Consider the following 25,029-nt stretch of genomic DNA (forward strand, 5'->3'; position numbering starts at 1 on the left):
ATGGACGACCTCGACCTTTACGGGCGCAGGTTGTCCTCGCGACTCCTGCTCGGCACGGCCCAGTACCCGTCGCCGGCTTGTCTGGAGCATGCGGTCCGTGCCGCGCGAAGCGAGATCGTCACGGTGTCGCTGCGACGCGAGTCCGGTGGGCCCAGCGGCGGCCAGCCGTTCTGGAAGCTGGTCCAGGGTCTTGGCTGTCGCATCCTGCCGAACACGGCGGGCTGCCACACGGTGAAGGACGCGGTGACGACCGCCCACATGGCGCGCGAACTGTTCGATACGCCATGGATCAAGCTGGAGGTGATCGGCGACGACGACACGTTGCGTCCCGATGTGTTCGGGTTGGTGGAGGCGGCGCGGATTCTCTGTGCGGAGGGTTTCGAAGTCTTTCCGTACACGACCGACGATCTGGGCGTCGCGGGCCGCCTCCTGGATGCCGGCTGTCGCGTGCTGATGCCCTGGGCGGCGCCGATCGGTAGCGGTCGGGGCCTCACGGATCCATATGCGCTGCGTACGCTGCGCGCGCATTTTCCCGACGTGCCGCTCATCGTGGACGCCGGGATCGGTCTTCCATCCCAGGCCGCGGCGGCCATGGAGATGGGCTACGACGCCGTGTTGCTCAATACCGCCGTCGCACGTGCCGGCGACCCGGTGCGAATGGCCGCTGCGTTCGCCGCGGCCGTCGGCGCGGGGCGCTCGGCGTGGCTTGCCGGCCCCATGGGCGAACGCGACATGGCGTCCCCATCGACGCCGGTCATGGGACTCGCGCAGTGGACGTGAGCGTGTCGGGAAACGCGATGGTGACCGGGGCGGCATATTTAGCGATGGGTGTTCCCGCTTAGCCCCCCCGGCCCGGGTGCCTGCGTGACGGCGAAGGCCAGGCGATAGCGGTCGCGTCCAGCAACGGACGCCTGCCGCACCGGCTGTCCTCCCAATGGTCCACGTTCGCGCGGTTGTCGCATCTTGCGCACGAGGGATGCGTTGTCCAAATGCGCACCCCATGCGGGGGATAGGCCCAAGATATTTGTGCCGGGCAGACTTCAATCTGTGTCGTCGACGACGAGTGTCCATGCCGCTCCGGCGCGCTGCATGACGTGCCCGTGGCATGCCTGTCGGTTGGCGCAACCCACCCATCACAAGGTAAGACCATGACGAGAAAGGCTGCGGACTATATGGCGGAAGCGCTGGCGTCGGCCGGCGTCGAGAGAATCTACGGCGTGGTCGGCGATTCCCTCAACGGATTCACCGATTCCCTGCGGCGCATGGGTTCCATCGAATGGATCCACATGCGCCACGAGGAAAGCGCGGCCTTCGCGGCCGGCGCCGAGGCGCACCTGACCGGGAAACTCGCCGTCTGCGCCGGTAGCTGCGGCCCCGGCAATCTCCACCTCATCAACGGCCTGTTCGACGCCCACCGGAACCGCGTTCCCGTCCTGGCGATCGCCGCGCACATCCCGAGCACCGAAATCGGCATCGATTACTTCCAGGCGACGCACCCGGAGCAGCTGTTCAAGGAATGCAGCCACTATGTCGAGCTGGTCAACCAGGCCGACCAGCTGCCGCAGGTCCTCCTGCGCGCCATGCGCACCGCCGTCGCGAAGAAGGGTGTCGCGGTCGTGGTGCTTTCGGGTGACATCGCGCTTCGCCCCTTGTCGGCACCCGTGCCCCGCTGGCTGGTGCCGTCGACGCCCGTGCTCGTTCCCGCCGACAGCGACCTGCGCCGGGTCGCCGACATCCTCAACGAAGGGACGAACGTCACGCTCTTCTGCGGCGCGGGGACAGCGGGCGCCCATGCCGAGATGGTCGAGCTCGCCGGCAAGCTCAAGGCACCGGTGGTCCACTCGCTGCGCGGCAAGGAGCATGTCGAGTTCGACAACCCGCACGACGTGGGCATGACCGGTCTGCTCGGATTCGCGTCGGGCTACAAGGCCATCAAGGCATGCGACACGCTGCTGCTGCTCGGCACCGACTTTCCGTATCGCCAGTTCTACCCGGAACACGCGCGCATCGTGCAGATCGACGTGCGCCCCGAAGCGCTCGGCAACCGTTGCGGACTCGAACTCGGCGTGCTCGGCTCGGTCGGCGAAACGCTGAAGGCGTTGCTGCCGCTCATCTATGACAAGTCCGACAGCCGCCATCTCGACGCGGCCACCAAGGACTATAAACAGGCGCGGGCGGACCTCGACGCGCTCGCCGAGAGCCGGCCGGGTGGCAGCATCATGCATCCGCAGTACGTGACGCGCGTCGTCAGCGAGCTGGCCAAGGAGGATGCGATCTTCTCCTGCGATGTCGGAACGCCGGTCGCGTGGGCGGCTCGCTACCTCAAGATGAACGGCAAACGGCGACTGCTCGGTTCGTTCAATCACGGCTCGATGGCGAACGCGATGCTCCAGGCCATCGGCGCGCAGGCGACGTATCCCGACCGCCAGGTCATCTCGCTGTCGGGCGATGGTGGCTTCACCATGATGATGGGCGAGTTCGTGACCCTCATCCAGCACGGCTTCCCCGTCAAGGTCATCGTGCTCAACAACGGCACGCTCGGTTTCGTCGAGATGGAAATGAAGGCGGGCGGCTTTGTCGACGTCGGCGTGGACCTGAAGAACCCGAACTTCGCGGCGATGGCGTCCGCGATGGGTATCAAGGGCGTCCGCGTGGAGAAGCCCGACGACCTCCAGGCGGCGTTGACCGAGGTGCTTCAGCACGACGGACCGGCGCTGCTGGACGTAGTCTCGGCGCGGCAGGAACTGGTGCTGCCTCCGGCGAAGACGTTCGAGGAGTCCTACAACTTCGGCATGTTCCTGCTCCGGGCTGTCATGGACGGCCGCGGCAAGGAACTCGTCGATCTCGCCCGGGTGAACCTGGTGCGTTGACGGAACCTGCCGTCACGGCCCAGGGGTCCGGCATCACGCGAAGGGAGAGGCAGATGGTCGCTCGCATCAGGAAAGACATCAGGATTCTCTATATCGATTTCGATCCGGCGAACGACTCGAGCCGGGGCGAGGGGCTGGTGGCCGTGCTCAACCACCCGCCCTCCACCTTGTGGCGCGTGCGCTTTCTTCGGGCCATCGCGATGAACGACGCCTGCGCGTCGTTGCTCGCCGCCGTGCAGGTAAAGAAACGCTCGATACGTTTCGTCGCTCTTGGCGAGCGCTCGCTCACCGCGATCGCGCAGCTCGGGCTCCTGGTCGAAGCCACCAATGTCGCGAACGCGGAACGCAGCGTGGTGCCCGCCACGATGACGGTCGATCCGTCCTTCGGCGCGTATGCCGGACGACGGATCGGACGACGCCTGCGCCGACGGGCGGTCCATGCGGCATCGACGTGAAGGCCGGCGAATACCGGCTTCGGATGGGGCGATGGCGTGGTCGGGCCCATTCGGCGCTCAGGAATAGAGGATATGCCCGAAGCCGGCGATCTCGTGCTCCGACTCTCGCAGCAGTTTTCGCATGGCGGAGGCGAGCTCGTCTTCCTTCACGCCGTCGCTGGCGATTTCCTCGATATGCCGGGCATGCCGGGCGACGCGCACGAAGCGCGTCGGTTCGGCGGTCTGCTGGATGCGCCGCGCGAGACGTCGCACGTCGGAGACGTTTCCCTCGGCGACGGCGTCGGACATGAGGAGGAGGTCGATGACGATGGAGGACGCGGGACTCAGCGACACGGCAACACTCCGATATGCAATATCGGCAGCGTGACGTGCGTCACGTTTTCAGGAGCCGGTCAGTCCATGAAATCGGCCTTCATGTCTGTGAATCGTTCAGCGGCGAAGACACCACGCCGTCTTGCGGCATTCACATCTTCAAGAGGTTGCACAGTCGCAGCAGGGCCCGGCCTATACCGCGGCTGGGAAGCCGGGCCTCGGGTGGCAGGAGGACGATGACGAGCAGGGCGGCGTGGGCCACGTCGTCGAGGCAAAGGTCCTGCGCTTGCTTGCGCACCAGGTGCGCGCGGAACCGGGCTTCGTCCATGTCGCCGTCGAGGATGGCGTTGCCCACGGCGGATGCCTCCAGGGCGAGGTGGGCGCGGGTCAGGACGATTTCGGTGTCGACGGTAGCCATGGGTCGAGATTAGGCCCATGGCTTGGCCGAGGACATCCGACGGGCGGCGTATGCCGGCCGGGTGGATCAATCCCAGACAGGCGCCAGGCCGTCCGGACTGACTTCGCGGCCGTTCCGCTCGAGGCGCGCGATACGGGCCATGTCGTCGTCGTCGAGGTGCAGGTCGCGGGCCAGCAGGTTGCTGGCGAGGTTCTCGCGCTTCGTGGACGAGGGGATGACCGCGTAGCCGAGCCGCAGCGCCCAGGCGAGCGCGACCTGCGCCACCGTGGCGCGATGTTTCTCCGCGATCTGAGCGAGCACCGGATCCGCGAGGACCTTTCCGTAGGCGAGGGTCATGTACGACGTGACGCGAATGCCTTGCTCCGCGAGGAACGCGGTCAGTCGCGCGTTCTGCAGGTAGGGGCTGAGTTCGATCTGGTTGGTGGCGATCGCTTCGGCGCCCACCGCGGCGATGGCTTGCCGCGTGAGGTCGATGTTGAAGTTCGAGATGCCGATCTGGCGGGTCAGGCCGAGCGATTTCGCCTCCGCCAGCGCCTCCATGTACTCCGGCAATTCGATGCCGTTGCCGGGCGCGGGCCAGTGGATCAGCGTGAGGTCCACATGGTCCATGCGCAGTCTGTCGAGGCTTTCGCGCAGGCTCGGAACGAGCTTCCGGCGGCTGTAGTTGTCGGTCCAGATCTTGGTGGTGACGAAGAGATCGTCGCGGCGGACGCCGCTTTCGGCGATCGCCTTGCCGACATCGGCTTCGTTGCCGTAGATCTGCGCGGTATCCACGGCGCGATAGCCGAGTTCGAGCGCCGTGGAGACGGAATCGACGGCGGCCTGGCCGGTCAGGCGGAAGGTGCCGACGCCGAAGGTGGGAAAGGTCATGGGTATTCCTCGTTGCGAACCGGGGAATACTTTGCGCGCATCATCCTTGCGGAATAAGCCGGCAACGAGGGAAATACTTTTCCTCCGGGGTGGAAAGTGCCGGCGTGAGCTCACATGGTCTCGGCAGCGGCGAGCAGGCGGACGGCGGCGGTGACGCGCTTTCTCAGTTGCGCCTGATGCCTGGTGACCTCGGTACCGCTGGACATGTTGAACGCGTTCGCGGCCGTCCATGCGGTGGCGACGGTCATGATGATCGTGAGCAGGAACTCGGGCGGGAACGCGCCGCCGATGGCGCCGGCTTTTCGCGCGTCCGATAGCGCGCGGATCTTCGCCGCATGCGACGCGTCGCGTTCGGATGGCGCCTCGGTGCGTTGCTCCAGGCTGTGCCACGCCAGCAGGCGCATCAGCTTCGGGTTCGCCATCGAGAAATCGAAGACTCGGCCGGCATAGCCGGCAAGGTCGTCCGGCGTGAACGCCAGATGTTCGTATGCCGGTACGAGGTAATGGCCGAGCACCGCGGTGAACAGCGATTCCTTGTTTCCGAAGTAGATGTAGATCAGGTTCTTGTTACATCCGGCCTCGGCGGCGATGCGGTCGACACGCGCACCGGCGATGCCGTATGCCGAGAACTCGGTCATGGCGGCATCGAGGATCCGCTCTTTCGTCGCTTCGGCATTTCGCACAGGTTCGCTCCCGTTGCTGGCGTTCCGGATGCTAGCACTTGACTAACCGGTTAGATACGCCCACATTATATCTAACCAGTTAGTTAGAAGTACTCGGCATCCAGGAGATTCCAATGACGCAACGTACGTGGTTCATCACGGGCATCAGCAGCGGCTTCGGGCGCGAGATGGCCATTCAGCTTCTCTCGCGCGGCGATCGCGTGTTCGGCACGGTCCGGCAATCCGGAGCCGCGGACGATCTGAGCGAGGCCCATGGCGACGCGCTGCGTATCGCCACGCTCGATGTCACCGATGCCGCGGCCATCCATCGTGTCGTGGCGGAGGCGTTCGCGTCGTTCGGCCGCATCGATGTGATCGTCAACAACGCCGGGTACGGTCTCTTCGGCGCCGTCGAGGGCCTCGATGGCGAACAGATCCGTCACCAGATCGATACCAATCTCGTCGGCCCCATCGAGGTGACACGCGCGGCGCTGCCATTCCTTCGCCGCCAGGGAGGTGGCCGCGTCCTGGCGCTCTCCACCTACGGTGGCCAGGCGACCCATCCGGGCGCGTCGCTCTACCACGCGAGCAAATGGGGTCTCGAAGGGTTTTTCGACGCGCTCCACGCCGAGGTGGCATCGTTCGGGATCGGCGTGACGATCGTGGAGCCGGGTGGCGCGCGCACCGCGTTTCGTACGACGGCGGGTGCACGCATGGGCGGAGAACCCGAGGCGTACAAGGACACGCCCGTCGGCATGATCCGCAGCATCCTCCAGGACCCGACGCGCATGCCGAACGGCGATCCGTCGAAGATGGTGGCGCGGATGATCGATAGCGTGGACCGGACACCTGCGCCGAAGCGGCTGGTCCTCGGCAGCGACGCGTACGCGATGATCGCGAAGGCGTTGCGCGAGCGGCTCGCCGACGTAGAGGCGCAGGAAAAAGAAGCGGGAGCGACTGACTTCCCGGCCGCCCGTTGATCGAGGCCCGGAGAGCCGCGTCGTCGCGGCCCTCCGGACCTGTGGACTACTTCAGCAATACCGGCCCCGCGCCGATCTTCACGCGGAGCAATTCGTAGGGCTGCTTGCGCTCGTCCTTCCCCTCGTGGAAGCCGGCCTGGCGATACAGCTGGTTGGCGGTGAAATACAGGTAGCCGTCCGTGCCGACCGAGAGCGTGTCCGGCCAGAGAATGCGCGGATCGGTGACCAGCGTGTCCCACTTGCCGCCAGCGTAGCGGCGGATGGCGTTGTGCTCGTAGTCGCCGCCATAGATGCGGCCCGCGTCGTCTTCGGCCAGACCGTCGGAAGCCCCCTTCATGCCGAGGTCCACGATCGACCTGGCGAGTTCGGCATCCGGGATCGTCTCGTCGCGCAGCAACGCCGTCGGCACGCTGAAGAGATGGCGGCTGGATAGGGCGCAGTAGTAGAGCGTGCTGCCGTCGGCGGAGATGGCGATACCGTCGCTTGCGACGAGCCACGGAGTCGGCTTTCCGCCTGCGGGACGGCTCATCAGCGGCTTGCCTTCGATGACCGGCACGAAGCCCTTGTCAGGGCTCGTACTCGGGTGACCACTCAGACGGCGGATGGCGTGGCCGGAATCGAGGTCCACGACGATGAGGCCACCGGGTCCCTTGATCGAGCTATCGGTGATGTAGGCGACGCCAGCCTTGCCGACGCGCAGATCGAAACGCACGTCGTTGACGTACGTGGTGGGCAGCACGACGTTCTGGTCGAGGACGATCGTCTTGACGACCTTGTCGGTCGCGAGGTCGACCGCGACCAGCTTCGCGCCACCCGGGATCGGCGCGGCGAACCCAGGGGCACCGGTGTCGAGGATCCACAGCCGGTTGGCGGCATCCGCGACCACGCTCTGCACGCTGATCAGCGTGGCGGTGGCATGGGCCGGATCGGCATCGTTGAGGGCCTGCGACGGGTAGGCGGCGACTTTCCCGTCCTTGAGTTCGCCGACGGTGAACGCCGGCTTGTCCCCCCACTGCGGAAAGTTGACGAAGATGCGGCCGCTCGGCGCGACGCTGACACCGGTCGGCATCGGGCCATGGAAGGTGGCGACGCGCTCGACCACGGGGGCCGGCGCATCGGCCGCCATCGCGCCGAATGGGGCGACCATCAGGGTGGCGAGCAGGAGGATTTTCATCGCGTGTGTCTCATCAGGCGGCAGGTGCACGTAGCGTGAGACCTGGCCGCGCTGAGAGAAACGCGGAGCGGAGCGAAACACTTTCGCGATTTCGGGGAAGATGGGCCTCCGCCGGGTTGGATCAGCCCAGCGGCCCGAATTCGCCCCATATCTGGATGGGCGTGTCCCAGGTCACCTCTACGCGGTCGATCAGCGGCCGGCTCGCCTCGAGGTACGACTTGCGATACGGCCTCGTGCCCTGCGTCATGGCGAACTCCTCGCGCGTACCGCGCCAGAGTTCGTATAGCGTGAGTTCGAGCGGCCGTTCGGGCGAACGATGCCGGATCGCCGTGATGAAGTCGTCCTCGCGGGCACACAGGTTGAGGATGTCGCGTATGTGGCCGAGGAGCTCGTCGACCTTGCCTTCCTTGATCACGTAGTGAATATGCAGCGACGTGCTGGGAGCGTGGATCATGGGTTGCTCCTCGCCTTATCCTGCGGAGCGGGGTCGAGGAAGACGATGGTGGACGCGATCTTCCCGTCCGCCAGCGTCAGGATGTCTTCGCCGCTGATCTTCGCTGGCTGCGCGACCGGTCCGAACGTCCATTTCACGCGCACGCTGCCGTTCTGGATCGTGGCGGGGCCGACCAGACGGAAACGGAAGCCCCGATTGGCGGCCTGCAGTTTGCCTACGAGGTCGTTGAGGCCGCGCTTGCCTTCGATCAGGCCTTCGGGGTCGTTGAACACGGTGTCGTCGGTGTAATAGCGGTCGATCGTCTTGGCCCGGTTGTCGGCATTCGTGTCGTTGAGCATCGCGACGTAGTGCGTCACGACCTCATCGACGACGGTGCGATCGAGCGACACGGGACCTGCCTTGACCGGGGCCCTCCACAGCCGCACGCCTGCGGCGGCTTCGCCTGCCTGGCCCTGCGGATAGCTCACCAGCTCCATCTTCGAACCCCAAGGCGTGAGGAAGTACACCCAGGTATTGCCGGCCGCCGGCCCCTGCGTCATGCGGATGGGATCGGTCAGCACCTTGATGCCCTTCGCACGCAAGGAGGCGACAGCCTTGTCGATGTCGTCGGTGTAGAGGGCGATGTGCGAGGCGCCGATATCATCATAGAACGGCTGCTCACGCGACGCGTGCGGCGAGTCGTACTGGAAGAGCTCGATGTTCGCACCGTCGCCGGCGCGCAGCATGCGGATGCTCTTGACCTTCGCATCGTCGTGCATGTGGAAGGTGCGACGGAATCCCGCATCGACCGGGATATCGCGCATCTCGGTCACGGGGACGAACCCGAACGTGTCCGCGAAGAAGCGGCTCGCCGCTTCCACGTCGGGCACGTTGATGCCCACGTGATCGACGCCGCGCACGTCGACGGCGGGCGCGGGCGATGCGGTAGCGAAGCCGGACACCGGAGCGAACGAAAGGAACGCGGTCGCGATCGCGACCGACAGGAGACGGTGGGTCATTGCAGGGCTCTTGAGGATGGGGCCCGGCGAGATGGCCGGTCGTGCCCCGATGGATCCATTGTTGCCAGATCCGTTCGCTGCTCAATGAACGATCCTGCGGTTTGGGTCTGATCCTGCGGCGGCGAGGGTCACACGCTGCTAGTGACCCGGAATGCCGGGCCACGGCGCAGGCGGATGGGGCCACGGCCTAAATCGTCCGGGTCGAGCTGCCGCTCGCCCCGGGTGATGACGATACGCCCGTCGCGCGCCAGGTCCGAAGCCTCGTCGCGGACCCGGGGCATGAGCGCGCGCCACGCTGTTTCGTCGTCGGCGAGGGCGCGCGCCACATCCGACGGGCAGATGGAGGCTTCGGGTGCGCGTGTGTCGAGAAGGCGCACGATGGTCGCGGCGATGTCCATGCGCGGGAGGCTAGATCGCCTACCGTGAGGAACGCGTCGAACCGCGACCGTCGTGAGCGGACGCGTCAGCCGACCGGGATCGGGTTGTCGACGAGCATCTGGTTGAACTCGGCGATCAGCTTGTATTCGCCGGTGCCCGGGTTGTCGCGAAGCGCCCGGATGCCGTCGACGATGATCTCCTGCTCGCCGGCGCCCAGCTGGCGGATGGTGTCCTCGATGTACGCGTCGAGGGGCATCGCGCGCGGGTCGCCGCTCTTGTGGATGAGGTCGGTGTCGACCCACGGCGGGGCGATCTCGATGACTTCCACCGATGTGTCGCGCAGCGCGAAGCGCTGGGTCTGGGTGTACGAGTGCAGCGCCGCCTTGCCGGCCGAATAGACCGCGTTGCCAGCGAGCGGCATGAACGACACCACCGACGTGTTGTGGATGATCGTCGCCGACGGCTGGGCCTTCAGGTGTTCGATCAGCGCCGAGGTCATGCGGATCGGGCCGAGAAGGTTCGTCGTCAGGATGTTGAGCGTGACGGCATCGTCGATGACCGAAGCCGGATCGTCGAACGGCATGAGGCCCGCGTTGTTGATCAGCACGTTGAGCGTGGGATGGTTCGTCTTCAGCCACGACGCGACGGAGGCGATGCTGTCCGGCGAGGTGATGTCGAGCTCGATGCCCTGCATGCCGGGGTTGGCCGCGGTGACTTCGTCGAGGAGGTGCTTGCGGCGGCCGCTGATGATGACCTGGTTGCCGAGGCGATGAAGCGCTTCGGCGAGGCCGCGGCCGATGCCGGACGTCGCGCCGGTGATGAAAACGGTGTTTCCTGACAGCTTCATGGTGTGCTCCGGATGCGGGTAGAAGTGCGCGACGAATGCCGTCGCTGCCTCGCCCCGTTGTAAGGGCGGCGCGTCCGCGGCCAAGGACGAAAAAGCCTCGTTTCCGGACATGCGGCTGGTCGGCGCATGGCGGTGCAAGCGCCGCCGTGTTCCACCGACTAACGTGGCCGCGGTTCCCCTCACCGAGATACGCGATGAAGACGCTCGTCCAGGACATCCTCGCCGCCCATGGCGGACTCGATATGTGGCGCCGGTTTCGTCACGCGAGTGCGACGCTCGATCAGGGCGGTGCGCTCTGGGGTCTGAAGGGCAAGGCGGGCGTGCTCGATCGCACGACGGTGACCGTGGCCACCGACGCGCAGTGGGCGGCCCATGCGCCGTTCGGCGAGGTCGCGGCGCGTAGCGACTTCACGACGCGGCGTATCGCCTTGCTCGACGCCGACGAGCGCGTGCTCGACTCGCTCGACGACCCGCGCCGGTCGTTTGCGGGACATACGCTCGAAACCCCGTGGAGCGACCTGCAACTGGCGTTCTTCGCAGGCTGCGCCATGTGGACGTACCTCAACACGCCGTTCCTGCTGGCGTGGGAGGGTGTCGAATGGGAAGACGCCGGCGCGTGGGACGAAAACGGCGAGACGTGGCGGAAGCTCATCGTCCGCTACCCGGCGTCGCTGGAGGTGTTCAGCGAGGTCCAGGCGATCTACGTCGGCCCGGACCTGCTGGTGCGCCGACTCGATTACGACGTCGAGATCGCGGGCCATACGCCCGGTGCGCACTACGTTTCCGACTACACCACGGTGTCGGGCATCCGCATCCCGACGAAGCGCCGCATCTATCCGCGTCAGCCGGACGGCCAGCGCGTCGCCGACCTGCTCGTGGTGTCGATCGACCTTTCGGACATCAGGCTGAGCTGAGAGCCCGGCTGCGTCCCGCGATCAGGCGGCGAAGCCGCCATCGATCATCAGGCTGGCGCCGGTGATGTTGCCCGCTTCCGGGCCCGCGAGGTAGGCGACGAAGCTGGCGACCTCATCGGCATGGCCATAGCGGCCGGTGGCGAGCATCGGGATCAGACCCGCGGCCATCGGGCCCTTGGCGGGATTCATGTCGGTGTCGATCGGACCGGGCTGCACCACGTTGACCGTGATGCCCCGCGGGCCGAGGTCGCGCGCGGTGCCCTGCGCCAGGCCCTGCAACGCCGACTTGCTCATGGCGTACACCGCGCCACCGGCGAACGGCATGCGCTCGGCGTTCGTGCTGCCGATGTGGATGATGCGACCGCCATTGGCCATCACACGTGCCGCGGCACGGCTGGCGATGACGGCGGCGCGCACGTTCACGGCGATCGTGCGATCGATGTCCTCCGTCGTGAATTCGTCGATCGGGGCGATCGCGAGGACGCCCGCGTTGTTGACCAGGATGTCGAACGAACCGAACGTTTCCTTCGTCGTCGCCACGGCGCGTTCGATGGCGTCGTCGTTCGCGCTGTCCGCCTGGATGGCGATGGCGCGCCCGCCGGCACGGGTGATGTCGTCGACAACGGTATTGGCCGCGTCGGCGCCCTGCACGTAGGTCAGTGCGACCGAGGCACCGCCGGCGGCGAGGCGACGGGCGATGGCGGCGCCGATGCCGCGCGAACCGCCGAGGACGAGGGCGCTCTTGCCCTGGATCGAATTGAGGTCGTTCATGGCTTTGCTCCGGTGAGTGAGTGGATGGCGAAGCAAAGTTAGTCCTCGGTCGCGCCAACCGGTAGTCGCGTTTCGGTCGTTTCATTCGATCCGATCGGTTTACTATCGGTGCCATGGACACCCTCAACGGCATCGCCAGTTTCGTCCGCAGCGCCGAATCCGGCAGCTTCGCCGCGGCGGCCCGCGCGCTCGGACTGACGCCCGCCGCCGTGGGCAAGAACGTGGCGCGGCTGGAAGCCGAACTGGGCGTCCGCCTGTTCCAGCGCACCACCCGCCGCCTGGCGCTGACCGAAGCCGGCGAGGCGTTCCTCGGGGAAGTGCAGGGCAGTCTCGACCAGCTGCGCGGCGCCATGGCGAACGCGCGGGGCATGACGACGGGACCGGCCGGCGTGCTCCGCGTGGCGCTGCCGAACGCCTTCGGGCGCGAATACATCGTCCCGATGCTCGACGGGTTCCTTCGCGCCCATCCGGCGGTGACGGCCGACTGGCGCTTCGACAATCGCCCGGTCGACCTGATCGCGGAGGGCTTCGACGTCGCGATCGGCGGCGGCTTCGATCTTCGGCCGGGCGTGGTCGCCAGGGCGATCGTGCCGGCGCATCGCATCCTCGTCGCCTCGGCTGGTTTCATTCGAGAGGGAAAGACCATCGCGGTCCCCGACGATCTGACCGGCCGCGAGGGCATCCTCATCCGCTCGCCGCAGACGGGCCGCATCCGCGACTGGGTGCTTTCGAACCGTTACGGGGCGGAGGCCCCGGTATCGCTCGATCGCCGCATCGTCTTCGACGATCCGGACGCCGCCTGCCACGCGGCGGCGCTTGGCATGGGCATCGCGCTCGTGCCGGTCCAGTCGGCGCGCTCATGGATCGAGCGCGGCGCGCTTTCCCGCGTGCTTCCCGATTGGCGGGTGGACGGTGGTCACGTCTCGATCTACTACCCCGCGCAGAAGCTGCTCCCGGCGAAGACGCGACTCTTCATCGACCACGTCGTCGAATGCGTGCGCGAGAAGGACCTCGCGGCGCGGTTTTCGGCCTGGCACCCGGACGTGGTCTGAGCGAACCTCCTCCGTGTGTCGCAACGCCAGCACCTGAAGTCTGGAGCCGGGCTCTATATTTATCATTAATATCATGCACTTGCGGTTAACTCTTGGCGTCGTATCGTCCGCGGACCCGATGCGCCGGTGGGCGGCTCCCCAAGCCCCTTCGACGCGTTCGACCCCATCCCCAAGCCATCAAGGAGCCCGCAATGCACAAGAACGCCTACACGCCCGACAACGCGGCGATGGTGCTGATCGATCATCAGGTCGGCACGATGTCGTGGACCCACTCGCATGACATCAACCTCGTCAAGGCGAACACGGCCAAGCTCGCGAAGATCGCCGCGGGTGCCGGTCTGCCCGTCGTCCTGACATCGAGCATGGAAGACCATGCGCAAGGGCCGTTGATTCTCGAACTGAAGGAGATTCTGCCCGAGGCGTTCGAGAAACGGATCAAGCGTCCCGGCATCGTCAACGCGATGCACCACGAGGCGTTCAATCATGCCGTCAAGGCGCTGGGCAGGAAGAAGCTCGTCGTGGCGGGCATCACCACGGAGATCTGCGTGCTCTTTCCTGTGTTGCAGATGCTCGACGAGGGTTACGAGGTGCAGGTGGCGGCGGACGCTTCCGCCTCCAACACGCGATGCGGCGACGACATCGCGCTCCGCCGCATGCAACAGGCCGGCGCGGTGATCACGACCCACGACCAGCTGATCTCCGAGCTGGCCGTCGACTGGCGCACGCCACTCGGACAGAAGCTCTCCGGCATCCTCAGCTACCATTGAGACACGCCGGCCGTCGCTCGCCGGGGGTGAGTCCGCGCGTGGCTCACCCTCGAACGGCGACGCGCGTTTCGGGCCCTGCCATCGTCCGGAGGGAAGGACGTTCAAGAAAGGAATCGGGCAGGGCTGCGATAACGGACGGATGGATCGGCGGTCATCCGATGGCGAGTGTCGCCTCGACGTCGATCCCATAGAGGATCGTCGTCATGGGGAACACGCGTATTCCAGGAATCAACCGCTACGACGCGCCGGCCGGGGGCTGGGGCGCGTTACGCGCTACCGCGAAGGCGGTGGTGGAGCAGATGCGCGTGGCCGAGGCGCCGGGGCTGCTTCTGCGCCTGAACAAGCCGGATGGCTTCGACTGTCCGGGCTGCGCCTGGCCGGACAAGGACCATACCTCCACGTTCCAGTTCTGCGAGAACGGCGCGAAGGCGGTGACCTGGGAAGCGACGAAGAAGCGCGTGACGCCGGAGTTCTTCGCCGCGCACACCGTGACGGAACTGCTCACGCAGAGCGACTACGAGCTGGAGAACCACGGACGCCTCACCCACCCCATGGCATACGACGCGGCCAGCGATACGTACGTGCCCATCGCGTGGGACGACGCCTTCGCGCGCATCGGCGCGACGTTGCGCGGACTGGCCTCGCCGGACATGGCCGAGTTCTATACCTCGGGGCGTGCGTCGAACGAGGCGGCCTTCCTGTTCAACATCTTCGCCCGCGAGTACGGCACGAACAATTTTCCCGATTGCTCGAACATGTGCCACGAAGCCACGAGCGTCGGCCTCCCCCAAGCGATCGGCGTCGGCAAGGGCACCGTGTCGCTCGACGATTTCGACCACTGCGAGCTCATCATCGCGATCGGCCACAATCCGGGCACCAACCACCCGCGCATGATGGGCACCCTGCACGAATGCGCGCGCCGTGGCGCGACGATCATCGTGCTCAATCCCCTGAAGGAACGCGCGCTCGAACGCTTCGCCGATCCGCAGAATCCCATCGAGATGATGAGCTTCAGCGCCACGCCGATCGCGTCGACGTACCACCAGCCCAAGGTGGGTGGCGACAGCGCGGCCCTGCGCGGGATCATGAAGGCGGTGCTCGAGCGCGCGGACGCCGGGGAGGACGTGCTCGACCGCGCGTTCATCGCCGAGCATACGCATCGCTTCGAGCCGTTCGCCGAAGAGCTGCGCCAGGCCTCATGGGACGAGATCGTCTTCGCGAGTGGGCTGACGCGCGATGCCATGACGCAGATCGCCGATGCCTACGTCCGCTCCAGCGCGACGATCATCACCTACGGCATGGGCCTGACCCAGCACGACCGGGGCACGCACAACGTGCAGCAGGCGGCCGCGTTGCTGATGTTGCGTGGCAACTACGGCAAGCCCGGCGCCGGCATCTGCCCCTTGCGCGGCCATTCGAACGTGCAGGGCAACCGCACGGTGGGCATCACCGAGAAGATCGACCCGGTGATGTTCGACAACGTCGAGAAGGTGTTCGGATTCCGGCCGCCGAACGTGCACGGGCACGACGCGGTCGCCACGATGAAGGCGATGGCGGAGGGCCGGGCCAAGGTGCTGATCTGCCTCGGGGGCAATTTCTCGGTGGCGCTCTCCGATAGCGACGTGAGCTTCAAGGGCATGCGCAATCTCGATCTCGCCGTGCACCTCGCCACGAAGCTCAACCGGTCGCACCTGCTGATCGGCAAGGACGCGCTGATCCTGCCCGTGCTCGGGAGAACCGAGTTCGACGTGCAGGCGGGCGGCGTCCAGTCGATCACCGTCGAGGATTCGATGTCGATGGTGCATGCGTCGCGCGGCAAGCTGAAGCCCGCCTCGGAGCACCTGCGCTCGGAGCCGGCGATCGTCGCGGGCATGGCGATGGCGACGTTGCCGGAGAGCAAGGTCGACTGGGCGGGGTTGATCGCCGACTACGACGCGATCCGGGACAAGATCGAGGCCGTGTATCCGGCCTTCCGCGACTACAACGCGCGCATCCGCAAGCCCGGCGGGTTCCGGTTGCCGTTGGGCCCGACCGAGCGGGTATGGCATACGCCCTCGGGGAAGGCCGAATTCATCACGGCGGCCATGCCCGAGGATTCCGCGCTTCCCGCGCCGGACGCGCTGATGCTCACGACCCTGCGCAGCCACGATCAGTACAACACCACGATCTACGGCCTCGACGATCGCTATCGCGGCGTGTTCGGCCGGCGCGACGTGCTGTTCGTCAACGAGGACGATCTCGAGGCCCTGGGCGTGGCGCATGGCGACGTGGTGGAGGTGTCCACCGCCCTGCGCGGCGAAGAACACCGCTGTCTACGCCTGACCGCCGTCGCGCACGACATCGCGCGTGGTTCGGTCGCGGCGTACTACCCGGAAGCGAACAATCTCTGCCCGCTGGATCACCACGACCGGCAAAGCGGCACGCCGTCGTACAAGTCCATCCCGGTGCGCATCGTTCGGGCGGGGTGACGCGCGTCGCGGTCAGGGCGCCGGTTCGCCCTGGCCGCCGGTCGCCCATGCCGCGCGCAGCGTCGCGGCCTTCTCACGAATGGCGGCGATCTGCGGATCGGAGAGCCGATCCAGCGAACGCCATTGCAGCGCCGCGCGCGGGTGGTGCCGGAAGCGTTCGCGATGGCGGTGGAGGAAATCCCAGTAGAGCGTCGTGAACGGACACGCGTCGTCGCCGGTGGCTTTCGAAGGATCGTAGCGACAGCCATCGCAGTAATCGCTCATGCGCTGGATGTAGCGACCCGAGGCGGCATACGGCTTGGAGACCATCCGGCCGCCGTCGGCGAATTGACTCATGCCGAGCGTGTTGGGTACCTCCACCCATTCCACCGCGTCCACGTAGATGGCGAGGTACCACTCGTGCACGAGGCGCGGCTCGACGCCGAGAAGCATCGCGAAGTTGCCGGTGACCATCAGGCGCTGGATGTGGTGCGCGTAGCCCGTGCGCAGCGTCTGCCCGATCGCTTCCTTCAGGCAGGCCATGTCGGTATCGCCGGTCCAGTAGAAGTCGGGCAGGGGCGCGTTGGCCTTCAGCGCATTGGATGCGAGCAGCTTCTTCGGGGCGAGCCAGTAGACGCCGCGCACGAATTCGCGCCAGCCGATGACCTGGCGCACGAATCCTTCCACCGAGGCGAGGCTCGCCTCGCCTCGCGCGAAGCGCTCCAGCGCGGCGTCGACCACTTCCCGGGGCGAGATGAGGCGAAGATTCATCGACGATGAAAGACGTGCGTGATAGAGCCAGGGCTCGCCGGTCCACATGGCATCCTGCCATTGGCCGAACGCGGCCAGGCGACGATCGAGGAAGTCGGCGAGCGCGAGCCGCGCGTCGTCCCGTGTGACCGGCCAGTCGAACGCGTCCAGGCTTCCGGGGTGGTCCGGGAAGCACTCCGCGACGTCGTCCAGCGCCTCCCGCGTCGTCGCATCGGGCGCGAAGGCCCGCGGAGGCGGCAACCACCCCGGGCCCTGCTTGCCGAAGCTCTTGCGGTTTTCGGCGTCGAAGTTCCAGCGGCCGCCGACCGGCTTGCCCGCGTCCATCAGCACGCCGAGGCGCTGGCGCATCCAGCGATAGAAGTGTTCCATGCGCAGCTGCGTCTTGCCCTTCGCCCAGGTCGCGAAGTCGTCCGTCGACACCAGGAAGTGCCGGTCAGGGCGCTCGACGTAGTCGACGCCGCAGTCGCCCGCGGCCGCGCGGATGCGTTCGCGAAGGCGTTCCTCGCCCGGTTTGACGAGGACGACGCGGCGCGGACGGAGCGTCCTCAGCGCTTCGGCAAGATGCGCGACGAGGTCGTCAGGGCCGGCGTCCGTGATGCGGGTATAGGACAGCGGGATGCCGTCGTCGCGAAGCGACGCCGCGAAGTGCCGCATGGCGGAGAGAAACAACGCCGTGCGCGCCTTGTGCGACCACACGTGCTCCGACTCGCCGCGCCGTTCCGCCATCCAGACGCGGTCGGTCGTGGCGTCGAAATCGTCGAACGCCTGCGAATCCCGGTTGAGCTGGTCGCCCAGGATGACGACGAGGTGCCGGAGGCCCGAGGGCATGCGGAACCTAGAGCCGCACGAAAGGCTGCAGCGCGCGTGCCATCCAGCCCGAGAAGCGCAATGGCGCATCCGTCGCGGCGACGCAGATGCACGGCACGCCCGGCGCGGTCACCGGCTGGTGTTCGGTGTCCTCGTCGAGGTCGGCCACGTCGCCCGGCGCGAAGTGGCCGAGCGTATCGTCGTACGCCCCACGCAGGATCATCGTCAGTTCGTTGCCGCCGTGGGTGTGCATGGGCAGGCTGCGCCCGGGGGCGACGCGCAGCAGCATCAGGTGCCCGTCGTCGGTGCCATGGCTGCGGATGTGATGGATGCCCGGGCCGATCCACTTCCAGCGGAGCGCCTTGTAGGAAGAGCCGAAGTAGGGCCAGAGCGGTTCCGGCAGTTCGTCCGGATCGTGGCGCCGCGACTCCGGCGGAGGCGTCGGCGTATCGGGTTCGGTGTGTTCGAGCTTCGCCAGCAGGCGCTCCGCGGCGCCCTCGGACAGTGCGAGCCCCTCCTGTTGCCCGAGCAGACCGCCGCCGATCGTGTCGGTGGCGCGCAGGCGATCGCGGCACAGATGGCAGACGCTCAGGTGCGCCGAGACCACGGCCGCGAAGGCGACCGACAGGCCGCCGGACGAATAGCCCATCAGCGTGACGATGTCGGGATGGTGGTGCGGGTTCATGGTCGGTTTCTCATGGCCGCCTGCAGCCGGGCGAAGGCGCGGCGCAGGTTCGATTTCACGGAGCCCAGCGGCTGGTGGAGCTCGCGTGCGATTTCGCTGTGGCTCTTGGCCTCGAAGTAGGACATGCGGATCATGCGGGCCTGCTGGGGCGGCAGCCCGTCGATGGCGCGGTCCAGTCCGACACCGTCGGCATAGGCCTCCGTGCTGGTCGTGCCGTCCTCGCCAGGCAGTTCGTCCAGTCGATCGAGGCCGTCCTGTATCGGCAGCCAGTGCGGTTCGCCGCGCACGCTGTCGATATAAAGGTTCCGTGCGATCCGGAACATCCACGTCGACAGGTTGGCGCGCGAGGGGTCGAACATGGCGGCCCGCCGCCAGATCCGCAGCATCGTTTCCTGCACCAGCTCCTCGGCCTGTGGCGCCGGCACCGCGAGACCCACCAGGTAGCGCTGAAGCCGCGGGCCGTAATGCGCGAAGATGCGCATGAACGCGTCCACGTCGCGGCGCGACGCGACCGCGGTGACCTGGGCCGACCAGTAGACCGGATCGTCGGTATGCGGGGAAGCCGTCTGGGTCATGCGCCGGGCAGCCTGGATCGGGGTGACGGGAACTAGTGGATGCATGCGCATGATAGCGGTTTGGCGACGATCATCGCGCCTTCGGTTCCGGCCACTGCTGCGGTACCTTGCGCAGCTTGCCCACGTCGTAACCCATGGCCGCCACCTTCGCGACGAGCTGGGCGTACTCGGCGTCGCCCATGGTGGGGGTGCGCGCCATGATCCACACGTAATCGCGCTTGTCCCGCGCGACCACGACCGATCGGTAGTCCGGGTCCACCCAGGCGATGACGTACTGGGCGCGAATGGGCCAGATGAACTGCATGCCCCAGACCGCGTTCTTCGTCGACGCGTCGGCGTAGCCGGTGGCGTGGATCGTCTTCAGGTCGTTCCGAACGTTTTCCTTGCGATAGCGGAACGTCGTCTCGATCTTCCCGCCGGGGGCCAGTCGATACGATTCCACGGCGTTGACAGCGTCTTTTTCGGGACGCGAGGGGATCGAGGCGATGACGTACCAGTCGCCCATGTAGCGCGAGACGTCGACCTCGGCCGCGCGCGGCACGGGTGGCGCGCCCGAGGCGCAGGCGGTGAGGGGCCAGGCGACGAACAGCAGCTTGCCCAGGCGGGAGGTGATCGATGCCATGGTGCTTCTCCTCAGGACTGACGGATGAACCGGTAGTGGGCCACGAGCCATTCCTGGCCCCCGGCGTAGCCGAACAGTTCCGCGCACGACATCCAGAAGATGCGCCAGCGCTGGAACCATAGCCGGGCGAGGGCCCGCGTCGGATAGACGCGCGAAAATACGTCCATGATCGCGTCGCGGTGACGATCCTGGTTGGCGAGCCAGGCGTTGGCGGTGCGCTCGTAGTGCGTGCCGTCCACTAGCCACTGGCCGTCGATCCGGAGATCGTGCTGGAACCACAGCAGGGTATCGATGGCCGGCATCATGCCGCCCGTGAAGAAGTGCCGTCCCATCCAGTTGTCGTCGCCTTCGGTGTCGAAGAGATAGGCGGCGTGCCGGTGCGCGAAGATATGGACGAACAGCGCGCCGCCCGGCCGGAGCCAGCGCGCGATGCGCTTGAACAGCGCCTGATGGTTGCGCACGTGTTCGAACATCTCGACCGACACGCAGCGGTCGAACTGGTCGTCTTCCAGATCCAGCGCGTTGATGTCGCGGGTGATGACGCGAATGTTCGTCAGGCCCTGGCGCAGTGCCTCCGCCTCGATGTGCATGCGCTGCGAGTGGGAATTGGACACGGCGGTGATGCGCGCGCGCGGATAGCGCGCGGCCATCCAGAGGGTGAGCGAACCCCAGCCGCAACCCAGTTCGAGGATCGACTGTCCGTCCGCGAGGCCCGCGCGCTCCGCGTAGAGCTGCAGCATCGCGTCCTCGGCCTGGTCCAGCGTCGTGGTGGCGTCGGGGAAATAGCAGGACGAATACTTGAGCCGCGCGCCGAGGCATTGCTGGAAGAAGGCGGTGGGCACCTCGTAGTGCTGCGCGTTGGCTTCTTCCGTGTGGATCGCCAGGGGCGCCTGCGCGAGGGCATCCATCAGGGCCGCATGGCGTCGCTTTCGCTCCTGCGGATCACCCTGTTCGCATTCGCGCAGTCGCTGCTCGCAGAGACGGCGGATGCCCAGGCGGATCAGCGAATCGGGAAGCAGGCCGCGTTCGGCGAGGCCTAGCAGGCCGGGCCCGGCGCGGTCGGCGGCCAGTTCGCGGGATACGGCGGCGGCGTTCATCGGGACGCTCCTTTGGCGTGGGAGGGGAACCAGGGGATCAGCATCGGCGTGGTGCGCTGGTACTCGCGGTAGTCGTCGCCGCGCGACCGCACCGCCTGTGCCTCGGTGAACGGAATGCCGCTGATCCAGCGCAGGAACGCGTACATGACGACGGGACCGCTCCAGGCCAGCCATCCCATCGGCGAACCGATGGCGAGCGCCACGTAAGTGAACCAGTGCACCCATTCGAAGAAGTAATTCGGATGCCGCGAATAGCGCCAGAGTCCGCCGCGGAACGTTTTGCCGCGATGCGCCGACTGCGCGCGATGCCGAGCGAGCTGACGATCGGCGATCGCCTCGCCGGCGATGCTCACGATCCAGACGACGGTCGCGAGCACGATCCAGCCGATGGACACCCGCGGGTTCGCGGCGACGGCCAGGAACGGGAGCGCGAAGAGCACGACCAGCAACGCCTGGGCCTGGAAGAACAGGAACCATTTCGTCTGGCTGCCGTTCCAGTGTTCGCGAAGGTAGCGGTAGCGGCCGTCCTCGCCTTCGTGACGCACGCGTTTCCACAGGTGCAGCGCGAGTCGCGCGGACCACGCGGCGCCGAAGGCCGCGAGCAGGACGCGGTTGACCGCCGCGCCGTCGCCCATCAGCGCCAGGAGGATGGCGGCGATGCCCAGGCCGCTCGCCCAGAGCACGTCGACGATGCCGGCGTTCCGGTGACGTCGCTGCCATACCCAGCCCGCGGTCATGATCGCGATCATCAGCACGGCGAGCAGGAGCAGACTTCCGGCACTCATGGCGACACCGTGTCGGCGCCCCAACGGGCGGCGGCCGGGCGGGCTTCCGGTCGCGCGAGCAACAGGTGAGAGACGCCGATGGAACGTTCGAGGAAGCCGCCTTCGCAATAGGCGAGATAGAACTCCCACAGGCGCACGAAGCGCTCGTCGAAGCCCTGCCGCCTCACCTCGTCCAGCCGGGCGAGGAAGCGCGTACGCCATTCGCGCAGGGTGCGCGCGTAGGAGAGGCCGAAATCCTCCAGCTGCACGAGCGCGAGGTCGCTCGACCGCGTCTTGGCGGCGAGCATCGCGCTGATCGAAGGGATGAAGCTGCCCGGGAAGACATGCCGCTTGATGAAATCGACCGACGCGACCGCCTGGGCGTAGCGGTGGTCCTCGATCGTGATGGCCTGGACGAGGGCCATCCCGTCGGGCGAGAGAAGGCTTCCGATCTTCGCGAAGTACGTCTCCATGTAGCGGGCGCCGATCGCCTCGATCATCTCGATCGAGACCACGCGGTCGTACGTCCCCTCGAGGTCGCGGTAGTCGTCCTGGCGTACCGTCACGCGGTCGCCCAAGCCCGCGGCCTGCACGCGTTCGCAGGCGAGCTTGTACTGTTCCGCCGAGATCGTCGTCGTGGTGACGTGGCAGCCGTAATGCGTCGCGGCGTGCACCGCGAAGCCACCCCAGCCGGTGCCGATTTCGACGACGCGCAGGCCGGGGCGCAGGCCCAGCCTGCGGCAGATCACGTCCAGTTTGCGCGTCGAGGCGGTCTCCAGCGTATCGCCGTCGTCGGTCCAGAACGCCGAGGAATACATGAGGTCGTCGGAGAGGAAGAGGCGGAAGAACGCGTTGCCCAGGTCGTAATGCGCCGCGATGTTGCGCCGGCTGCCGGAGCGCGTGTTCTCGCGCAGCGCGTGCCACGCGCGGAGGGCCGTCGCACCGAGGCGGGCCATGCCCGTTTCCATGCCGTCGAGGAGGTCGCGGTTGCGCACCAGCAGGCGGACGAGTCCGACCAGATCGTTGCACTGCCAGTAGCCGTCGATGAACGCCTCCGCGGCGCCCACGCTGCCATGCGTGGCGAGCTGGCGGTAGAAGCGCATGTCGTGCACGACGATCTCCACGGACAGGGCGCCCGCGTGGTCGAGACCGAGCACCTCGACGCCCAGCGGATCGCGCACGGTGAGCGGGCCGTCGCGCAGGGTGGCCAGCGTGTCCAGCAGGCGGCGGCGCAGGAAGCGGTCCATCGCGGACACGACATCGGGGGATGCGCCCAGCGCTGAATCCTTGACGAGCTCGTTCACGTGAGGTCTCCGGAAAGGGGGTGGTCGTGCACGGGCACGCGCTTGAGCCACAGGCGAAGTGCCTGCCAGTGGATGGCGCCCATGACCTGCGCCGTCATCAGCGGGTAGCGCCACAGCACGCGGGCGAGCGAGCCGCCGTCGAGCGGTCGACGTTCCAGCACCAGCGTGGCCGTGAATTCGCGCGCATCGCCCTGGCTTACCTGCATGTGCACGCGAAGGTCGTCGCCGGGTGCGGTGAAGCGCCAGTCGTAGCGGCGGGCCATGGCCATGAAGGGTGAGACGTGGAAACGCTTGTCGAACCGCCAGCCCATCGCGCGTCCGTTCACGGACGCGTCGTCGACGGGCAGTACATACGCATGGCGTTCGCCCCACGGCGTGTTCGTGATCTCGGCGACGATCGTCTCGAGCGTCACGCCATCGTCCGCGTAGCAGTAATAGAAGCTGACGGGATTGAAGACGTAGCCGCCGTAACGCAGGTGCGTCAGCAGCCGGATGGGCCCGGTCGGACGGCGGCCGGTGTGCGCGAGGACGCGGTCGCGCACGGCGTCGGCGAGCGGCACCTCGGCCGGCCCGAGGTAATCCGCGCGACGCCATTGCGCGAGATTGGGCCGGTTCACCGACCAGAACCATCGCGAGCGGAAGAGCTCGTCGATCTCGTCGAGGTCGAGGTACAACTGCGCCATGCGGTAGGTGAACGCATGCGCACGGGGGCTGAAGCGACGATGCGTCACGCGGCCTTCGTACACGGCGCTCGCCAGGCCGCTCATGCGGGGACCCTCTCGGCATCGTGCGCGGCGCGATGGCCCGAAAGCGCGGACACGACCTCCGCCGCGCTGCGCATGCCGTCCTCGTGGAAGCCCCAGCCCCAGTACGCACCGGCGAACCACGTGCGCCGCTGGCCCTGGATCTCCGCCTTCCGCGCCTGAGCGCGAACCGACGCGTGCGTGTAGACCGGGTGGGCATAGCTCATGCGGCGAAGCACGTGCGCCGGGTCGATGGTGGCCGTCTGGTTGAGGCTGACGATCAGGGGGCGCGGCGAGTCGATGCCCTGCAACTGGTTCATGTGATAGCTGACCGTGCACTGGTCGTCCGGCGTCGCGGGAATGACGGCGTTCCAGGCCGCCCAGGCCTTGCGCCGGCGCGGGAGCACGCTCGCGTCCGTGTGCAGCACGGTGTCGTTGCGCTGATACGGGATGGCGCCGAGGATCTCGTGCTCGCGGTCGGAGGCGTCGCCGAGCAGCCGAAGCGCCTGGTCGCTGTGGCACGCGAGCACGACGTGGTCGAACGACTGGGTATCCGCGAAGGTCTGCACCTCGACGTGTCCCTCGTGCCGGGCCACGCGGAAGACCGCGCATCCCAGGCGCACGTCCACGTTCCAGCGCCGGGCCATCGCCGCGACGTAGGTGTTCGAACCGCCTTCGACGACCTGCCACTGGGGACGACCGGCGATCTGCAGCATCTGGTGATTGGCCATGAAGCGCACCAGGTAGCGCACCGGGAACTTCATGATCGTCGCCGCGGGCGACGACCAGAGCGCCGATGCCATCGGGATCAGGTGCTCGTCGCGGAAGGCCGCACCGTAGGCGCGTTCCGCGAGGTAATCCGCCAGGCTCGGGCCGGGCGCGGGGCCGTCGAGCACGGAGGGCGCCTCGCGGTAGAAACGCGTGAGGTCGCGGACCATGCCGAGGAAGCGCGGCGACAGCAGGTTCCGACGCTGGCAGAACAGCGTGTCCAGCGTCGTGGCGTTGTACTCCAGCCCGGTGCCGGCGTTGCGTACCGAGAAGCTCATCGTCGTGGGCCGCGACGTCACGCCGAGCTCGTCGAAAAGCGCATGGAGCAACGGGTAATGCACGGGGTTGTGCACGATGAATCCGGTGTCCACACGGTAGCCGCGGCCGTCGAGTTCGATGGCGTGCGTGTGCGTGTGTCCGCCGAGGTAATCGTTCGCCTCGTAGAGGGTGACCTCGTGCTCCTTGCTCAGGCGCCAGGCGCTGGCGAGGCCCGAGATGCCCGAGCCGATGATGGCGATCCGCAT

The 25,029-nt window shown here is 67.0% G+C and carries 27 protein-coding genes; 8 read left to right on the top strand and 19 right to left on the bottom strand.

The window, feature by feature from the left end; all coding sequences use genetic code 11:
• The 3 genes from BMW54_RS03885 to BMW54_RS03895 all read left to right on the top strand — a co-directional run bounded on the left by BMW54_RS03885 (position 1) and on the right by BMW54_RS03895 (position 3,325).
• The gene (locus BMW54_RS03885) at positions 1-780 is read left to right on the top strand and encodes a thiazole synthase (protein WP_090053134.1); all 780 of its coding nucleotides are present in this window, start codon (positions 1-3) and stop codon (positions 778-780) included.
• Between the two features lie 368 nt (positions 781-1,148).
• Positions 1,149-2,870 carry a ubiquinone-dependent pyruvate dehydrogenase gene (gene poxB, locus BMW54_RS03890; RefSeq protein ID WP_090053135.1) on the top strand — a complete coding sequence of 574 codons (1,722 nt, stop codon included), beginning with the start codon at positions 1,149-1,151 and terminating at the stop codon, positions 2,868-2,870.
• A 53-nt stretch (positions 2,871-2,923) separates the two neighbouring features.
• Positions 2,924-3,325 carry a hypothetical protein gene (locus BMW54_RS03895; protein WP_090053136.1) on the top strand — a complete coding sequence of 134 codons (402 nt, stop codon included), beginning with the start codon at positions 2,924-2,926 and terminating at the stop codon, positions 3,323-3,325.
• 57 nt (positions 3,326-3,382) lie between these two features.
• On the opposite strand, the gene BMW54_RS03900 is transcribed toward BMW54_RS03895, so the two are convergent.
• From BMW54_RS03900 to BMW54_RS03915, 4 genes are all read right to left on the bottom strand, one after another.
• A complete protein-coding gene (locus BMW54_RS03900) occupies positions 3,383-3,658 on the bottom strand; it encodes a hypothetical protein (RefSeq protein WP_090053138.1) in 276 nt (91 codons plus the stop codon).
• Between the two features lie 130 nt (positions 3,659-3,788).
• Positions 3,789-4,055, bottom strand: a complete 267-nt coding sequence (locus tag BMW54_RS03905) for a hypothetical protein (RefSeq protein ID WP_090053139.1) — start codon at positions 4,053-4,055, stop codon at positions 3,789-3,791.
• Positions 4,056-4,121: 66 nt separating this feature from the next.
• Entirely contained in the window at positions 4,122-4,925 is an 804-nt protein-coding gene (gene dkgB / locus BMW54_RS03910; RefSeq protein WP_090053141.1) for a 2,5-didehydrogluconate reductase DkgB, read from the bottom strand.
• Between the two features lie 110 nt (positions 4,926-5,035).
• Positions 5,036-5,608: a TetR family transcriptional regulator gene (locus BMW54_RS03915; RefSeq protein ID WP_090053142.1), complete on the bottom strand. Its 573-nt coding sequence runs from the start codon at positions 5,606-5,608 to the stop codon at positions 5,036-5,038.
• Between the two features lie 113 nt (positions 5,609-5,721).
• Between BMW54_RS03915 and BMW54_RS03920 the strand changes: the two genes are divergently transcribed.
• Positions 5,722-6,567, top strand: a complete 846-nt coding sequence (locus BMW54_RS03920) for an SDR family oxidoreductase (protein ID WP_090053144.1) — start codon at positions 5,722-5,724, stop codon at positions 6,565-6,567.
• 46 nt (positions 6,568-6,613) lie between these two features.
• Here BMW54_RS03920 and BMW54_RS03925 read toward each other — a convergent pair whose 3' ends face one another.
• The 5 genes from BMW54_RS03925 to BMW54_RS03945 all read right to left on the bottom strand — a co-directional run bounded on the left by BMW54_RS03925 (position 6,614) and on the right by BMW54_RS03945 (position 10,418).
• The gene (locus BMW54_RS03925) at positions 6,614-7,741 is read right to left on the bottom strand and encodes an L-dopachrome tautomerase-related protein (protein WP_090053146.1); all 1,128 of its coding nucleotides are present in this window, start codon (positions 7,739-7,741) and stop codon (positions 6,614-6,616) included.
• Between the two features lie 121 nt (positions 7,742-7,862).
• Positions 7,863-8,195 (bottom strand): putative quinol monooxygenase, encoded by a 333-nt coding sequence (locus BMW54_RS03930; RefSeq protein WP_090053147.1) that lies wholly within the window; start codon positions 8,193-8,195, stop codon positions 7,863-7,865.
• Positions 8,192-9,193, bottom strand: coding sequence for a VOC family protein (locus BMW54_RS03935; RefSeq protein ID WP_090053149.1), 1,002 nt, complete (start codon positions 9,191-9,193; stop codon positions 8,192-8,194). The genes BMW54_RS03930 and BMW54_RS03935 overlap by 4 nt, the downstream gene beginning before the upstream one ends.
• A gap of 128 nt (positions 9,194-9,321) precedes the next feature.
• The gene (locus BMW54_RS03940) at positions 9,322-9,591 is read right to left on the bottom strand and encodes a DUF3253 domain-containing protein (RefSeq protein WP_090053151.1); all 270 of its coding nucleotides are present in this window, start codon (positions 9,589-9,591) and stop codon (positions 9,322-9,324) included.
• 65 nt (positions 9,592-9,656) lie between these two features.
• A complete protein-coding gene (locus BMW54_RS03945) occupies positions 9,657-10,418 on the bottom strand; it encodes an SDR family oxidoreductase (RefSeq protein WP_090053153.1) in 762 nt (253 codons plus the stop codon).
• A gap of 194 nt (positions 10,419-10,612) precedes the next feature.
• Between BMW54_RS03945 and BMW54_RS03950 the strand changes: the two genes are divergently transcribed.
• On the top strand, positions 10,613-11,332 hold the full coding sequence (locus BMW54_RS03950) for a hypothetical protein (RefSeq protein WP_090053155.1): 720 nt from the start codon (positions 10,613-10,615) through the stop codon (positions 11,330-11,332).
• A 21-nt stretch (positions 11,333-11,353) separates the two neighbouring features.
• Here the strand turns inward: BMW54_RS03950 and BMW54_RS03955 are convergent, their stop codons facing one another.
• Positions 11,354-12,103 carry an SDR family oxidoreductase gene (locus BMW54_RS03955; protein WP_090053157.1) on the bottom strand — a complete coding sequence of 250 codons (750 nt, stop codon included), beginning with the start codon at positions 12,101-12,103 and terminating at the stop codon, positions 11,354-11,356.
• Positions 12,104-12,216: 113 nt separating this feature from the next.
• Here BMW54_RS03955 and BMW54_RS03960 point away from each other — a divergent pair, with 113 nt between their 5' ends.
• The 3 genes from BMW54_RS03960 to BMW54_RS03970 all read left to right on the top strand — a co-directional run bounded on the left by BMW54_RS03960 (position 12,217) and on the right by BMW54_RS03970 (position 16,390).
• Positions 12,217-13,155, top strand: coding sequence for a LysR family transcriptional regulator (locus BMW54_RS03960; protein WP_090053158.1), 939 nt, complete (start codon positions 12,217-12,219; stop codon positions 13,153-13,155).
• 191 nt (positions 13,156-13,346) lie between these two features.
• A complete protein-coding gene (locus BMW54_RS03965; RefSeq protein ID WP_090053160.1) occupies positions 13,347-13,922 on the top strand; it encodes an isochorismatase family protein in 576 nt (191 codons plus the stop codon).
• 203 nt (positions 13,923-14,125) lie between these two features.
• Positions 14,126-16,390, top strand: coding sequence for an FdhF/YdeP family oxidoreductase (locus BMW54_RS03970; protein WP_090053162.1), 2,265 nt, complete (start codon positions 14,126-14,128; stop codon positions 16,388-16,390).
• A gap of 12 nt (positions 16,391-16,402) precedes the next feature.
• Here the strand turns inward: BMW54_RS03970 and BMW54_RS03975 are convergent, their stop codons facing one another.
• Genes BMW54_RS03975 through BMW54_RS04015 form a run of 9 tightly spaced genes read right to left on the bottom strand, consistent with a single transcriptional unit; the run spans position 16,403 to position 25,029 of the window.
• Entirely contained in the window at positions 16,403-17,968 is a 1,566-nt protein-coding gene (locus BMW54_RS03975; RefSeq protein ID WP_090053163.1) for a cryptochrome/photolyase family protein, read from the bottom strand.
• A 7-nt stretch (positions 17,969-17,975) separates the two neighbouring features.
• A complete protein-coding gene (locus BMW54_RS03980; protein WP_090053165.1) occupies positions 17,976-18,632 on the bottom strand; it encodes a ChrR family anti-sigma-E factor in 657 nt (218 codons plus the stop codon).
• The gene (locus tag BMW54_RS03985) at positions 18,629-19,258 is read right to left on the bottom strand and encodes a sigma-70 family RNA polymerase sigma factor (RefSeq protein ID WP_254779047.1); all 630 of its coding nucleotides are present in this window, start codon (positions 19,256-19,258) and stop codon (positions 18,629-18,631) included. Before BMW54_RS03985 ends, BMW54_RS03980 begins: the two co-directional genes overlap by 4 nt.
• Positions 19,259-19,277: 19 nt before the next feature.
• The gene (locus BMW54_RS03990) at positions 19,278-19,829 is read right to left on the bottom strand and encodes a lipocalin family protein (protein WP_090053168.1); all 552 of its coding nucleotides are present in this window, start codon (positions 19,827-19,829) and stop codon (positions 19,278-19,280) included.
• Between the two features lie 11 nt (positions 19,830-19,840).
• Complete coding sequence (locus BMW54_RS03995; protein ID WP_090053169.1) at positions 19,841-20,926, bottom strand: SAM-dependent methyltransferase; 1,086 nt, start codon at positions 20,924-20,926, stop codon at positions 19,841-19,843.
• Entirely contained in the window at positions 20,923-21,711 is a 789-nt protein-coding gene (locus tag BMW54_RS04000) for a DUF1295 domain-containing protein (protein WP_090053171.1), read from the bottom strand. Before BMW54_RS04000 ends, BMW54_RS03995 begins: the two co-directional genes overlap by 4 nt.
• Positions 21,708-22,937, bottom strand: a complete 1,230-nt coding sequence (locus BMW54_RS04005) for an SAM-dependent methyltransferase (protein ID WP_090055660.1) — start codon at positions 22,935-22,937, stop codon at positions 21,708-21,710. The genes BMW54_RS04000 and BMW54_RS04005 overlap by 4 nt, the downstream gene beginning before the upstream one ends.
• A gap of 53 nt (positions 22,938-22,990) precedes the next feature.
• A complete protein-coding gene (locus BMW54_RS04010) occupies positions 22,991-23,761 on the bottom strand; it encodes a DUF1365 domain-containing protein (protein WP_090053173.1) in 771 nt (256 codons plus the stop codon).
• Positions 23,758-25,029, bottom strand: a complete 1,272-nt coding sequence (locus BMW54_RS04015) for an NAD(P)/FAD-dependent oxidoreductase (protein WP_090053174.1) — start codon at positions 25,027-25,029, stop codon at positions 23,758-23,760. Before BMW54_RS04015 ends, BMW54_RS04010 begins: the two co-directional genes overlap by 4 nt.

The sequence above is a fragment of the Luteibacter sp. 329MFSha genome (assembly GCF_900111665.1).
In the GTDB taxonomy this organism is placed as follows: Bacteria; Pseudomonadota; Gammaproteobacteria; order Xanthomonadales; family Rhodanobacteraceae; genus Luteibacter.